This window comes from Acinetobacter silvestris (genome assembly GCF_002135235.1).
Taxonomy (GTDB): Bacteria; Pseudomonadota; Gammaproteobacteria; order Pseudomonadales; family Moraxellaceae; genus Acinetobacter; species Acinetobacter silvestris.
The window spans coordinates 327,905-341,341 of record NZ_NEGB01000003.1; the positions used below are offsets into that span (position 1 = coordinate 327,905).

14 protein-coding genes are annotated in these 13,437 nt (G+C 37.4%); 8 read left to right on the plus strand and 6 right to left on the minus strand.

Annotated features, from left to right (window positions below; all coding sequences use genetic code 11):
* Positions 1-17: 17 nt before the first annotated feature.
* A complete protein-coding gene (locus tag B9T28_RS07755; RefSeq protein ID WP_086203413.1) occupies positions 18-1,367 on the minus strand; it encodes an amino acid permease in 1,350 nt (449 codons plus the stop codon).
* Between the two features lie 230 nt (positions 1,368-1,597).
* Here B9T28_RS07755 and B9T28_RS07760 point away from each other — a divergent pair, with 230 nt between their 5' ends.
* The 3 genes from B9T28_RS07760 to B9T28_RS07775 all read left to right on the plus strand — a co-directional run bounded on the left by B9T28_RS07760 (position 1,598) and on the right by B9T28_RS07775 (position 5,538).
* A complete protein-coding gene (locus B9T28_RS07760) occupies positions 1,598-2,581 on the plus strand; it encodes an ion transporter (protein ID WP_086203414.1) in 984 nt (327 codons plus the stop codon).
* 350 nt (positions 2,582-2,931) lie between these two features.
* Positions 2,932-4,149, plus strand: coding sequence for a sodium/glutamate symporter (gltS, locus tag B9T28_RS07765; protein WP_086203415.1), 1,218 nt, complete (start codon positions 2,932-2,934; stop codon positions 4,147-4,149).
* 468 nt (positions 4,150-4,617) lie between these two features.
* Positions 4,618-5,538, plus strand: a complete 921-nt coding sequence (locus tag B9T28_RS07775) for a LysR family transcriptional regulator (protein ID WP_086203439.1) — start codon at positions 4,618-4,620, stop codon at positions 5,536-5,538.
* A gap of 69 nt (positions 5,539-5,607) precedes the next feature.
* Here B9T28_RS07775 and B9T28_RS07780 read toward each other — a convergent pair whose 3' ends face one another.
* Positions 5,608-6,060, minus strand: a complete 453-nt coding sequence (locus B9T28_RS07780) for a DUF441 domain-containing protein (protein WP_434057126.1) — start codon at positions 6,058-6,060, stop codon at positions 5,608-5,610.
* 141 nt (positions 6,061-6,201) lie between these two features.
* Here B9T28_RS07780 and B9T28_RS07785 point away from each other — a divergent pair, with 141 nt between their 5' ends.
* On the plus strand, positions 6,202-6,927 hold the full coding sequence (locus B9T28_RS07785) for a pseudouridine synthase (RefSeq protein ID WP_086203418.1): 726 nt from the start codon (positions 6,202-6,204) through the stop codon (positions 6,925-6,927).
* Here B9T28_RS07785 and B9T28_RS07790 read toward each other — a convergent pair.
* From B9T28_RS07790 to B9T28_RS07805, 4 genes are all read right to left on the minus strand, one after another.
* Positions 6,920-7,363, minus strand: a complete 444-nt coding sequence (locus B9T28_RS07790) for a GNAT family N-acetyltransferase (protein ID WP_086203419.1) — start codon at positions 7,361-7,363, stop codon at positions 6,920-6,922. The genes B9T28_RS07785 and B9T28_RS07790 overlap by 8 nt on opposite strands.
* Positions 7,364-7,455: 92 nt before the next feature.
* Complete coding sequence (locus B9T28_RS07795) at positions 7,456-7,764, minus strand: type II toxin-antitoxin system RelB/DinJ family antitoxin (protein ID WP_086203420.1); 309 nt, start codon at positions 7,762-7,764, stop codon at positions 7,456-7,458.
* Between the two features lie 103 nt (positions 7,765-7,867).
* On the minus strand, positions 7,868-8,791 hold the full coding sequence (locus tag B9T28_RS07800) for an RluA family pseudouridine synthase (RefSeq protein WP_086203421.1): 924 nt from the start codon (positions 8,789-8,791) through the stop codon (positions 7,868-7,870).
* On the minus strand, positions 8,785-9,417 hold the full coding sequence (locus B9T28_RS07805; RefSeq protein WP_086203422.1) for a hypothetical protein: 633 nt from the start codon (positions 9,415-9,417) through the stop codon (positions 8,785-8,787). Before B9T28_RS07805 ends, B9T28_RS07800 begins: the two co-directional genes overlap by 7 nt.
* 111 nt (positions 9,418-9,528) lie before the next feature.
* Here B9T28_RS07805 and tsaE point away from each other — a divergent pair, with 111 nt between their 5' ends.
* The 4 genes from tsaE to hfq all read left to right on the plus strand — a co-directional run.
* Positions 9,529-9,990: a tRNA (adenosine(37)-N6)-threonylcarbamoyltransferase complex ATPase subunit type 1 TsaE gene (gene tsaE / locus B9T28_RS07810; RefSeq protein ID WP_086203440.1), complete on the plus strand. Its 462-nt coding sequence runs from the start codon at positions 9,529-9,531 to the stop codon at positions 9,988-9,990.
* Positions 9,991-10,026: 36 nt separating this feature from the next.
* Entirely contained in the window at positions 10,027-12,030 is a 2,004-nt protein-coding gene (gene mutL / locus B9T28_RS07815) for a DNA mismatch repair endonuclease MutL (protein WP_086203423.1), read from the plus strand.
* Positions 12,031-12,036: 6 nt separating this feature from the next.
* The gene (gene miaA, locus B9T28_RS07820; protein WP_086203424.1) at positions 12,037-12,981 is read left to right on the plus strand and encodes a tRNA (adenosine(37)-N6)-dimethylallyltransferase MiaA; all 945 of its coding nucleotides are present in this window, start codon (positions 12,037-12,039) and stop codon (positions 12,979-12,981) included.
* Positions 12,982-13,072: 91 nt separating this feature from the next.
* Positions 13,073-13,437, plus strand: a 365-nt coding sequence (gene hfq / locus B9T28_RS07825) for an RNA chaperone Hfq (protein WP_086203425.1), incomplete at its 3' end; no start/stop codon positions are given.

Genomic DNA, 13,437 nt, shown 5'->3' on the forward strand with positions numbered 1-13,437 from the left:
AGTTACCATACTGTATTTCAGCTTTTCTTTATTTTTAGCCAATATGCCAAACTCAAACATGCGATCCACACAGGGATTAGCATTACTGCAATACGCATATCTGGCGTCATCCACATAATCACTAAAATACACAGCATGAAAATCACGCAAATATAATTGGTGAGTGGATAAGCAATACTGGGAAAAATACTCACTTTTTTAAGCTGAAGCATACGTTGTTTAAATTTAAGATGGGTTAGTGAAAGTACCATCCAATTAATCACGATGGCTGAAACCACAAGACTCATTAATAACTTAAAGGCTTTTTCAGGGAACATGTAGTTTAAAATAACGCAAATTAAGGTGACCAAAGCAGAGGTTAAAATCGCAGTGTAGGGAATACCACGTTGATTAATTTTGCTTAAGAACTTCGGTGCATTGCCTTGTTCAGATAAACCCAACAACATTCGGCTGGTGCCATAACTTGTGCCGTTATAAACTGAAATTGCAGCGGTTAATACCACAAAATTAAGAATAGTTGCGACAGATTGGCTGCCTAAAGAATCGAAAATTAAAACAAAAGGACTGCCACCTTCTGCAATTTGGTTCCAAGGATATAAAGACAATAAGATAAAAATGGTACAGATATAAAATAATAAAACGCGATAGACGATTTGGTTGACTGCTTTAGGAATTGTTGTCGTTGGATCTTTGGCTTCGGCCGCGGTAATGCCGACCAACTCAATACCACCGAAGGAGAACATGATAATCGCCATGGCCATGACTAAACCAGAAATACCATTCGGGAAGAAGCCACCTAAAGCCCATAAGTTGGAGACAGAAGCTGTTTCACCAGCATGACCACTCGCCAGTAAATATGCACCAAAGCCAATCATGCCAATAATGGCTAAAATTTTGATGATGGAAAATAAAAATTCCATTTCACCAAAAACTTTGACATGCATTAAATTAATGATATTGATTAGAATAAAAAAGCCTAACGCAGAGACCCAAGTTGGAATTTCAGGCCACCAATATTGCACGTACAAGCCAATCGCACTCAGTTCCGCCATACAGACTAAAACATTGAGTACCCAGTAGTTCCAACCCGACATAAAGCCTGCAAATGGGCTCCAATATTTATAGGCAAAAAAACTGAATGAGCCACTGACGGGTTCTTCCACCACCATTTCACCGAGTTGGCGCATCATAAAAAATGCAATTAAACCTGCAATGGCATAACCAAGTATGACTGCTGGGCCTGCAAGTTGAATGGTTTGCGAAATTCCGAGGAATAGACCTGTACCAATTGAACCACCGAGGGCAATCAATTGAATGTGACGATTACTCAAACCATGCTTGAGTTGGCTTTGCTTTTGCGAAGACATAAATGATCCATTTATGTGGTGTAGGCGGAGTGGAAAACAGCAGGGCTGAAAATAGCTGACTAATATAATAAATATTTATCAATTAATGAAATTTAATTTATGTATATTCGGTGTCCAAGCCATCTTTATAATTAAATATTGAGTTTAGTAGAGAAATTTTTAACTTAATTTGTGATTTAGAGGAAGGACGTATTACCATAGCTCTTTAGAAAAAAATAAAAGCATGGCGCATGAGACTGACTGTTTGGTACACCCTCAGAAAATTTGTATATGACAATTTACATAATGAGGCATATGAAACGATTTTTAGTCGGAGTATTAATTATTTTCTGATTTTGCTCATTATTGGTAATGTCATTGCTGTACTTTTAGAATCAGTGAATCCGATTTATCAAGCATATAAAATTTATTTTGATAGTTTTGAAAATTTATCCATTCTGATTTTTAGTGTGGAATATATTTTGAGATTTTGGTGTATTGTTGAAAAAAATCCATTTGAATCTGCATGGAAACAACGTTGGCAGTATGTGACTAGTGGCGCAGCGATTATTGATTTATTGGCGATCTTACCAGCCTATATCAACTTCTTTGTCCATATTGATTTACGTTTCCTACGGATTTTACGTTTACTTCGACTGTTAAAACTAACACGTTATTTTGTCTCATTACAAATTTTACTCCGTGTCATAGAGCGTGAAAAAGGTTCATTTCAAGCGGTTATTTTTATCTTGATTATTATGATTGTGATGGCCGCTGCAGGTGTATACATGGTTGAAAGCAGTGCTCAACCAAATGTGTTTAGCTCTATTCCTGCATCCATGTGGTGGGCTGTGGTGACCTTAACCACTGTTGGTTATGGAGATGTGACTCCAATAACGCCTTTGGGGAAGTTTTTAGGTGCGTTGATTACTATTTTAGGTGTAGGTTTAGCTGCATTGCCTGCGGGTATTTTAGCCAATGGATTGGCCAATGAGCTAGAATTACGCAAGCAAAAATTAGAATTAAAATTTAGAGAGTTATTGCAAGACAGTGAAATTGACGTGATTGCCGATGAAGATAAGGTTGAAGTATTACGTAAAGAAGTTGGATTAACTCCCGAACAAACGCAGGATATATTGTTGCAGCTAATTCGTGAACAACAGCAGAAAGCAATTGAAAAAGAAAAGACTCAATATTGTTTTTGTCCTCATTATGGACACCAGCTACCTGAATGACCGTATTGGATTGAAATGAGCCAGTCTTAATGAAGAGTGGTTTTAGATTCATGAGAAAATTTTATAGTATTTCGATTGTTAGCAGATAAGTTGATTAGCAGTGTCACAATATTGAGTGATGATAATACTAACTAAAATAAAGGAACTATATTTTGGTTGTTGCATGAGAAATTACAATAAAATTTTTTAGCGCGAATAGTACAAAGCGGATTCTTAATCAGAGACTTAAAAACCAAGGAAATGGATTTAAGGATATTTGATGTATTTTACATTTTTATAGCTGAGTTTATTGCGCATTTGGGGTTTAAATAACAACAAAAGGATAAATGAATACTTTATAAGAGGCTAAAATGAGCTTTCAGATAGATGCCTTTGGCACACTGGTTATTGCAGTTATTGTTTTATTTATTGGGCGTTTTTTAGTTCAGAAAATTACATTTTTAAAAAACTATAATATCCCTGAGCCTGTTGTGGGTGGGTTGATTGCAGCATTGTTGGCATTGTTGTTGTATAAGTTTTTTGGCATGAGTGCCACCTTTAGCGCAGAAATACAAAATACATTTATGTTGATGTTCTTTACTTCAATTGGGCTCAGTGCAAGTTTTGTTAAATTAAAAGAAGGCGGCTCAGCACTTTTCATCTTTTTACTCTGTGTGGCTGGATTTGTACTGGTTCAAAATGCAGTCGGTATTAGCTTGGCCAAATTATTAGGGTTAGATCCTTTAGTGGGTTTAATTGTGGGATCAATTACCTTAACTGGTGGACATGGTACCGCAGGTGCATGGGGTGAGGTTCTAGAAACGCAGTATGGTATTCAGGGTGCTGTTGTTCTAGGAATGGCGAGTGCTACATTTGGCTTAATCATTGGTGGGGTGATTGGTGGCCCAGTTGCGAAGTTTCTCATTAAAAAGTATCAACTGGCTGGGAAAAGCATAGATAATCAGGAGGATGAAACTTCAGCACATGCCAATGCAGCGGCGTTTGAATATCCACGTAGAACTCGTTTAATTACTTCGAATAATGCAATAACCACATTGGGAATGTTTTCACTGTGTATTTATGTTGCAAATTGGATGACGAAAATGAGTAATGGGCAGTGGTTTGAACTGCCTACATTTGTATGGGCACTGGGTAGTGGTGTAATTTTAAGAAATATTCTAGAACATGTGTTTAAAGTAAATATCTTTGATCGTGCCATCGATGTTTTTGGTAATGCCTCGTTATCACTTTACTTGGCCATGGCTTTGTTGTCGTTAAAGTTGTGGTTGTTAGCAGATCTAGCTGGCCCATTGGTAATCATTCTTCTGGTACAAACTCTAGTTCTCGCACTTTATACCGCATTTGTGACCTTTCATATTATGGGTAAAAATTATGATGCGGCTGTTTTAGCCGCGGGTCATTGTGGTTTTGGTATGGGGGCGACACCGACTGCAATTGCAAATATTCAGGCAGTTACAAATACCTATGGCCCATCGCATAAAGCCTTTTTAATCATTCCTTTATGTGGTGCATTTTTTATTGATATTATTAATGCGGTGGTGATTCAGACCATTATTAAATTATTTTAATGCACATATTTGACTGTGGTTGAATCATTCTTTAAAAGTTTACAATTACCGATGACAAGAATGAATAAGATATAAAAAATCTCTCCAACTGTAATGAGTGACAGATCTGCATCAACTTGTGCTTACCAGTGATTTGCTTCAACTGCATAAGTTTTTTTACAAATTTAGTTTGTGTCGTTTTAGCTTTCCAGTCGCTTGCTTCAGCAAATTTAAGTTCACGTTTTGCACTAAGACGTGGGTGTCCGATAATGTGCGAAGTCATAGCCCTGATATTTTCCATTTTTTTCAATAAAGAACAATTTTTTCGTTGAGGACATCATGAAATAAAAAAACATGAAACAAACTAATTAATTTAGTGATAATATGAATTTTATTCATTAAAACCGTGTTCTGTTTAGATGCATGCCTTGGCTTTGGCATGTGTCAGTCTGTATTCAGATCACACGGCATTGGTTTGGTTGTTTGCTCATGTTAGAAATTCGTCACTTAAAAACCTTAACAGCATTACGTGAGCATGGTTCATTGGTTTCTGCTGCAAATGATCTTTGTTTAACACCATCAGCGATTTCGCATCAACTCAAAGAGTTGGATCATTGGTATGGTGTTGAAGTGGTTAATCGTCGAAGCCGTCCAGTCTCTTTTTCGAATGTGGGGCAGCGTTTATTAAAATTAGCAGATGATGTTTTACCACAAATTCAAATTACCCAAACAGACATCACGCGTATTGTGCATGGGCAAACAGGCCGTATTATTTTTTCATCTGAATGTCATAGTTGTTTTGACTGGCTCATGCCGTTATTGAATCAATATCGCCATCAATATCCCGATGTTGACTTAGATTTTGCTTCAGGATTTGAATCTAATCCACATGAATTACTGCAAAATGCCGAGTTCGATTTACTTATTACAGCCGATCCAATTGCATTAAAAGGGATTGAGTATTTTCCTATTTTTGAATATGAATCACGTTTAGTATTATCTAATACGCACCCATTGGTTCGTGCTGAACATGTGACTGTTCAAGAGTTGGCAGAAGAAACATTGATTACTTATCCAGTGGATAAACATCGTTTAGATATTATGTCAAAATTGTTTATTCCAGCGAACATTTTACCAAAGCAGATCCGAACTACAGATTTAACTCAAATGTTAATTCAGTTGGTTGCTAGTGGTCGTGGAATTGCAGCATTACCGGATTGGGTCGTGAGTGAGTATGAGCAAAAAGGCTGGGTGACATCACGCCGTTTAGACTGCGTATCTGCTACAGGATTACGCCGTACTTTATATGCAGGCTATAGAACGGATGAAAAAGAAAAAAGTTATTTTGAGGGTTTTTTAAAACAACTTGAAAAATTTTCTCAAAAGCGCACGCATTATTATTCAACTTAAATAGCGTTAGATGGATTCATTTATTTTAAACATCCATAGCAGTCAATTCTATGGATGTTTTATTTCAGCTCAGGACGTACCAATTAATAACGATAAAATTCCTGCTGCGATTAAAGGTCCAACAGGCACACCGCGCAGTACCGCAACTCCAGCGACCGTACCAATTAAAAGACCAGCAACGACATCAGGTTGATGTGTCATGAGTTTTACCCCGCGACCGCCCAACCAAGCCACCAATAAACCAATGACAATGGCCAGAAAAGATTTCCAGCTCAAAAAGGATTTTAAAATAGTATCGCCAGCAATTTTTCCACTTGCAATGGGCGTTAAAACGCCAATGGTCAATATAATAATGCCAATGTTTAAACCATGTTGCTGTACAAAGGGGAAAAATTCACTGAGCGGTGTAATACGAAAGACAATAAGTACGCCAGCTGCAATTGTCACAGCAGAGTTATGACTAAAAATACCGCAGGCCAGTAGTATCAATAAAACTATTAAATTTAAATCGAGGTGCGACATCATAACGGATAGAGCAAGTGCAAGAGTTGAATATTGTAGCTGCTTTTAGATGTAGTTTCTGCTTCGTTTTGAATAAAGCATAAAGTCCATAATAATTTCAGTTAGAATGCCGTTTGTTTGATTGATGGAAAGGTATCGAAAATGTTTCTTGAAAAAATGTTGCAGTCACAAGGTTTTGGTTCACGGAAACATTGTCAACAATTGATTAAAAATGGCGCTGTAGAAATTAATCAGACTGTGGTTGATTCGCCTAAATATAAATTGGATATTGATCAGCTTTGTTTTAGCGTGCATGGAACAACTCATCAGTATCGAGAGAAAGTTTATATTGCTTTGAATAAGCCACAAAATTATGAGTGTTCACATCAAGCCACACATCACTTTAGTGTTTTTGATTTTTTTGATGATATTTTAATGAATCGTGGAATTCAGTGTGTAGGACGTCTAGATCAAGATACTACGGGTTTGATTCTGTTGACTGATGATGGACAGTTTTTACAAGCCTTAACCCATCCTAAAAAGCATGTTCCAAAAGTGTATAAGATGCAAACGGCAGATCCAATTACAGATGAACAGTTATTACAGCTTGAACAGGGCGTTGAACTGAGAAATGAAAATGGCGTATTTGCAGCAACTCAAGTGGTACGACTGACTGAATATGAATTACAAATGGCAATTCATCAAGGCGTATACCACCAAGTGAAACGGATGTTGGCTGCTGTTGGGAATAAGGTTGAAAAATTGCATCGTGCACAAATTGGACAATTGCGACTTGATCATTTGGCTGAAGGTGAGTGGATTTATTTAAGTGCTGAGCAGGTTTTAGCTGCAAAAAATCTTATTGAGCAAGAGCTTTCAATCATTTAAGGAAGCAATGGTAAATTTGGAACTCATCATCTTTAACAAATCCCATTGTTTCGTAGAGTTGGTGTGATTGGAAATTATTTTTCTGTGTTTCTAAGCTAATTCTTAACGCATTTTCTTGTCGTGCAAACAAAATAGCAGTATCAATTAGTTGCTTGGCTGAACCTTGCCTGCGGTAAATCGGTGTCACATAGACATCATCTAAAATATAATAGATTGAGCAGGCAAGAGAAGAAAAACCTAAATACAGTAATACAAATCCAGTTAAGACATCATCTTTAACATGAATAAAAATGACACTTTCTTTGTTTTCAAAGCGCTGTCTTAAAAAATTAAATGATTCTTTTAAATTCGAAGATGCACCATAGAATTGCCGATATTCATCAAATAAAACAGCCAGTTGTTGTAAATCGTCTAGAGTGGCTCTACGCACAATCATTTAGATACTCCTTGCAGTTTTTTATCCTGCACATCAGCATACCTAAAAAAGGTGACTTGAAATTTTAAATATTGTTTATAAATGCGACACTGTTAAGTTTTGTCGCTTTCCCCCAAAATCGCATTCAATTCCGCAAAAATATCATCGTCATCCAATACATCATGATCCTGAGAAAGTGGAGGATTATGTTGGTCTTGTTTAATTTTTTTTAGCTTTAATAATTGTTCCATATTAATGCTTTGATTTTCGATTGCAAAAGGAATGGATTTTGTTAACACGACTTGTTTGAAGAACAGACGAACAGCTTGAGCAGGGGTGATCCCCAATTGTTTAAACACCGCAAAAGCTTGTTTTTTTTCTTGTGAATCAAGTCGAACTTGATAGACTTCTGTTTTTCTCATGAATAGAACCGAACCACTTAAGTTTGAGATATATTTTAATCAAAATTGGCGCAATTTCAATCATTAATCAAAAATAAGTCCAGCTAATGTCATTACATTGAAATTATAATGTCAGGTCTAAGTCAGAACAAAAATGCATAGGCCGTAATGAAATAGGATCTTTAAAGTTTATTTCTTTGGCTAAAAGTTGTAGAGGTTGTGAAAAATCATGCTCTGGCTTATGTATTACACTTGGGTAAAAGGGGTCATTTTTAATGGGAATATTCAAATAATTTAAATGAACCCGTAATTGATGCTGTTTACCTGTTAAAGGTTTTAAACAATATTTAGCCCAGTGTTCGTTATGTTCTAAAATTTCAATTTCTGTATGGCTGTTATTTTTACCTGCAATCACTTGCATCGTATAGAACGGTTCACCTTTCTCCATTCTTAAGTGAACGGATTGTGGAAAAGTTAAATCGGGTCGAAATGGTGCAATGGCATGATAGGTTTTTTCAACCAATCGATCGGCGAACATTTGTTGATAGATTCCGCGTGTTTCTGGGCGTTTAGAAAATAAAACAACGCCTGCTGTTTCTCGATCTAAACGGTGAATAGGTGTTAAATTAGGATTATCAGTTGTTCTTTTTAAACGAACCAATAGAGTTTGTTGGACATATTGCCCAGTAGGACTCATGGTTAAAAAATGTGGTTTATCAACCACCAATAAGTCGTCATTTTCAAAAATTATTTTTTCATCAAAAGGCACATGGATTTCATGCGCTAAAAAGCGATAATAATAAATATGGGTGTTGGCCTGATAGATGCTATTTACAGTCAAGGCATGACCTTGCATATCTAAAATTAATTGATCTTCAAATCTTTGTTGCCATTCTGTTATTTGAATATGTTGGAAATGTTCACATAAATATTCAAATACAGTATAGGGTTGTATTGCTGATTGCGGTAAAAAGACTTTACTGGCAGAGACACCTTCAATCATAGGAGGGGTGTAATCTTTACAATTTCCATATTTGATACTTAACATAGGGCTGAGGCTGCAGTTGGGTAGAAGATTGGCGTAAAACCCTGTTGAAATGCTTTTACTATAGATCGTGGAGTAAGGACTTTGAGCAAGGTGTGGGCAGGAATATCAGTACGGTATAGATAACCATCAAAAGACCAGTTTAAATAGTAATTTTTTTTAGTAATCATAAAAGTTTCAGACTGATATTCAAAACAAGTACCAATAGGTAAATCTGCTAAAACAGCATCAAACGTTATTTTTTGTTGATCGATCGTGATTCTTTCTTGATGAACTTGTGTACCTATTTCAGCTAATTTTAGTTTTTGATTTGGTCGATTGGTTTGTATCCACGCAGTTTTAAATTGTTGACTACGATCATGTTGGCATTCTGAACAAGGTCGATGACCTGCTGCGAAAGCAGTTGCCTCATCTAGAAAAAATAATTCTGAATAACGTCCTTCTGCAAATATTTCCCGTTTATTGCCCTTGAATTGAGTTAGACAGCTGATCCATGCTTTAAGCTTCCAACTTCGAATAATTTTCTTTTCTTTGTTATGCAATACACCACGATTACCCATTAACATCGCTTTTTTTGATGGATTGGATTGTAAATTTCCCCAAGGATCAATTCTATTTTGAAGTGTCATATCCAGTTACTGAAAAGTTGTGGTGAAAATAGGCAGATTACACGGCCTTAATAGGCATTATTGCCTTGCAATGCTATCATATTGTTTGCTTTGGATCATGTCGTGAGTGCTATGCAATATTCATTTAAATTAAATTTGGGTAATGAGCAAGATACACAAAAATTAGCGCAAAAATTAGCGCAAAATATTACTCAGGGTGTGATTTATTTGATAGGTGATTTAGGTGCGGGGAAAACCACACTTACGCGGTATTGGTTACACAGCTTAGGGCATCAAGGTGCAGTAAAGAGCCCGACTTATACTTTAGTTGAGCCCTATCAAATAGCAGGTAAAGAGGTTTTTCATTTTGACTTGTATCGTTTAAATGACCCGTATGAGCTTGAGCTAATGGGTATTCGTGATTATTTAGATATAGCTGATGCATTGTTCTTATTCGAGTGGCCATCAAAAGGCGGTGATGAAATTCCGCAAGCGGATTGTATTGTCGATATTCAAAAAACTGAGGATGATGAAATACGCGAAGTCACACTTAGTTTTCATTCAGAAGCCTTGCTAAAAGTACTTCAAACCTAAATAGAGCCAATGAAATGTGTACGGTGAAAAGAAATAATGCAGCGCGAAGAAATTAGTCTAAGACGTATTCATCATCTAAACCCAGCATTGGCGAACCAAATTGCTGCGGGAGAAGTGATAGAGCGTCCGTCATCTGTGGTTAAAGAATTACTTGAAAATTCAATTGATGCTGGTGCAACTGAGTTGATTATTCGGGTCGCACAAGGTGGTAGTACGTTGATTGAAATTATCGACAATGGACGTGGTATTCATGCTGAAGATTTAGCTTTATCTGTCACCCGTCATGCGACCAGTAAAATTCAGACCGCAGAAGATTTACAGGCAATTGTCAGTTTGGGTTTTCGAGGTGAGGCTTTAGCCTCCATTGCGGCAGTTTCGCGTTTAACTTTGAGCAGTAGTCAAGATGACTCAGGTATTGGTTATCAATTAGAAGTCAATGGAACTGCATTTGATCATCAAAAAATTCAAGCTGTTGCCGCGCAGCAGGGTACGCATATTCGTATTCAGGATTTATTTTTTAATGTACCCGCACGACGTAAATTTTTAAAAAAACCAACCACAGAATTTGGTCATATTGAAGAAATTGTACGTCGTATGGCTTTAACACATTTTGATATCCGTTTTGTATTAGAACATAATGATCATATTCGTTTAAACCTGCCGATTGCAGATAGTGGTGAGTTGCGTTTTCAGCGTGTGCAACAGTTATTAGGTCGTTCATTTACTGGAAATGCCTATTGGATAGATGCCGATAGTATCCAAATGCGTTTATCTGGATGGCTCGGACATCCTTCAGATGCACGTGCGCAGGCAGACCTACAATATGTCTATGTGAATGGTCGTATTGTTAAGGATAAAACCATTTCCCATGCATTGCGCATGGCTTACGATGGTATTTTGCATGGCCATCAACATGCAGGCTATTTATTATTTTTGGAAGTTGATCCTGAAAATGTGGATGTTAATGTACACCCCACTAAACATGAAATACGATTTTTAAATCAACGCGAAGTACATGAGTTTGTACGACATTATGCCAAAGCAACTTTAGCGCAATTTCAAACCGCTTCTACCGATTTAGCTCAAGCGATGAAGTCTGAGGTAGCTGAAACGGTGGGGCAACTAACTCAACCGCGTTATCAGGAACAATTTCAGTTACATCGTGATTTAAATAATCAAAATCAAGCCAATCAGTTAACTCAGAATCAGCCAATACAAGAGAACAATAATCTCAATCACGAAGCCTCTATGGAGGCACTTACTGATTTTAGTTCGAATCGACCGCAAAGTGTTGCTTATCAGTCACAGACTCCGTATGCAGGGACTCAACAGCTTAACAATGCACTAAAAAGTTATTTGGCGCCGTTAAGGGAGCATTCTGTATCTGCCTCGCTGGGGGCTGATGATCAAAGTTTTAATGCTCCAATTGAAACTGTAACAAGTCGAGTGGATGAGTTCCCATTAGGTATCGCAATTGCTCAACTTCATGGTATTTATATTCTTGCGCAAAATACCGAAGGTTTAATCATTGTGGATATGCATGCCGCACATGAGCGTATTTTGTTGCAACAAATGAAACTTGCATGGGACAAACCAAGCTTTTGGATGTCACAGCAGTTATTGATTCCGAAAGTGATTTCGATTACGCGAATGCAAGCGACACGGATTGAAGAGCTGAAGCCACAATTGGAACGTCTAGGTTTGGATATTGATCAATATGGCGATGAACAGGTTATTGTTCGTGGTGTGCCTGCAATTTTACACAAAGCTGATTTTAGTGCTTTAGTTCCAGAATTGTTGAATGATCTTGATCCAAATGATGAAGCGCAGGCGTTGCAACAGAAACGAGATCAAATCTTAGCGGGAATGGCCTGCCATGGTGCTGTACGTGCTCATCGAATGCTAAGTTTGTCGGAAATGAATGCGTTGTTGCGTCAGATGGAACAAACTGAATTTGCCAGTCAATGTAATCATGGGCGTCCAACATGGCGTGCTTTTCCATTGACTCAATTAGATAAATTATTTGCTCGAGGAGAGTAGTTGTACATGTCAAATCAATTGCCCGTGATTAACTTAATGGGACCAACGGCAAGTGGGAAAACCGCTTTGGCATGTGAACTCTATGAGCGAGGAAATTTTGAGCTTATCTCCGTCGATTCTGCGCTTGTATATCAAGATATGGATATTGGTACAGCAAAACCAACTAAAGAGGAACAGGCACAATACCCGCACCATCTGATCGATATTATTACGCCGTTAGAGGTCTATTCTGCAGCGGAATTTGTAGAAGATGCTTATCGTCTCATTGATGAGATTCATGCACGTGGTAAAACCCCAATTCTCGTGGGGGGGACGATGCTGTACTTTAAATCGTTATTGGAAGGGTTATCTGAAAATTTACCCAGTGCCGATTTAGCAATTCGCGCTGAAATAGAAGCTAAAGCGGAACAGCAAGGTTGGCAGGCTGTATATGATGAACTGAAATTAGTAGATCCTTTGGCGGGTGAAAAATTTAAAGTTAGTGATAAGCAGCGAATTATTCGTGCCTTAGAAGTTTTTAAAATCACAGGTCAACCAATTACGAAACTTCAGGCGGAGCAGCCGAAGAACGTGGCATATCGTTACAATTTTCATAATTATGCTTTAATTCCTGATCGAGCTGAATTACATCAACGAATTGAAATGCGCTTGAAGAAAATGTGGGAAATCGGATTTTTAAATGAAGTTGAATATCTTATGATAAAATACGATTTAGACGAGAATTTACCCTCTGCTAGATCCGTCGGTTATCGCCAAGCACTAGATTTTCTTAAAAATAGTGATAAAAGTCATAAAAATAAGTTAGAAATGGAAGATAAGTCTTTGTTTGCGACACGACAATTGGCGAAACGTCAATACACTTGGTTACGTTCTTTGCAAGAAGCACACCAATTTAGAACTTATTTAACAATAAAGCAGGCACAAGAAGACTTGCGAAACTTACATGGATAAAGCAAAATTTAGCTACTATCTTTTTTATAATTTTTAATTGAAAAATAAAGATAGTTTTTGCGCTGAATTTTAAATTTTTTTGGAGTATAAAATGTCTAAAGGTCAAACTTTACAAGATCCGTTCTTAAATTCTCTCCGTAAAGAACGTATTCCTGTTTCTATCTTTCTTGTAAACGGTATTAAATTACAAGGTCATATTGAATCTTTTGACCAATATGTTGTGTTATTGAAGAATACTGTAAGCCAAATGGTTTATAAGCATGCAATTTCTACAGTTGTACCTGCACGTAATCCACGTCCTGCTGGTGCTCCTGCTGGTGCTCCTCAAGCTGCCGGCGGCTTCGGTGGTCAAGGTCAAGGCGGCTTCGGTGGTCAAGGTCAAGGCGGCTTCGGTGGTCAAAGTCAAGGTGGCTTCGGTAGTCAAGGTGGCTTCGGTAGTCAAGGTGGCTTCGGTGG

Coding starts and splice junctions, on each gene's coding strand:
- B9T28_RS07775 (WP_086203439.1), top strand. CDS start 4,618: ATGTTAGAAATTCGTCACTTAAAAACCTTAACAGCATTACGTGAGCAT.
- B9T28_RS07755 (WP_086203413.1), bottom strand. CDS start 1,367: ATGTCTTCGCAAAAGCAAAGCCAACTCAAGCATGGTTTGAGTAATCGT.
- B9T28_RS07780 (WP_434057126.1), bottom strand. CDS start 6,060: ATGTCGCACCTCGATTTAAATTTAATAGTTTTATTGATACTACTGGCC.
- B9T28_RS07795 (WP_086203420.1), bottom strand. CDS start 7,764: ATGAGAAAAACAGAAGTCTATCAAGTTCGACTTGATTCACAAGAAAAA.
- tsaE (WP_086203440.1), top strand. CDS start 9,529: ATGCAATATTCATTTAAATTAAATTTGGGTAATGAGCAAGATACACAA.
- B9T28_RS07790 (WP_086203419.1), bottom strand. CDS start 7,363: ATGATTGTGCGTAGAGCCACTCTAGACGATTTACAACAACTGGCTGTT.
- miaA (WP_086203424.1), top strand. CDS start 12,037: ATGTCAAATCAATTGCCCGTGATTAACTTAATGGGACCAACGGCAAGT.
- B9T28_RS07805 (WP_086203422.1), bottom strand. CDS start 9,417: ATGACACTTCAAAATAGAATTGATCCTTGGGGAAATTTACAATCCAAT.
- mutL (WP_086203423.1), top strand. CDS start 10,027: ATGCAGCGCGAAGAAATTAGTCTAAGACGTATTCATCATCTAAACCCA.
- B9T28_RS07760 (WP_086203414.1), top strand. CDS start 1,598: ATGAGACTGACTGTTTGGTACACCCTCAGAAAATTTGTATATGACAAT.
- B9T28_RS07785 (WP_086203418.1), top strand. CDS start 6,202: ATGTTTCTTGAAAAAATGTTGCAGTCACAAGGTTTTGGTTCACGGAAA.
- B9T28_RS07800 (WP_086203421.1), bottom strand. CDS start 8,791: ATGTTAAGTATCAAATATGGAAATTGTAAAGATTACACCCCTCCTATG.
- gltS (WP_086203415.1), top strand. CDS start 2,932: ATGAGCTTTCAGATAGATGCCTTTGGCACACTGGTTATTGCAGTTATT.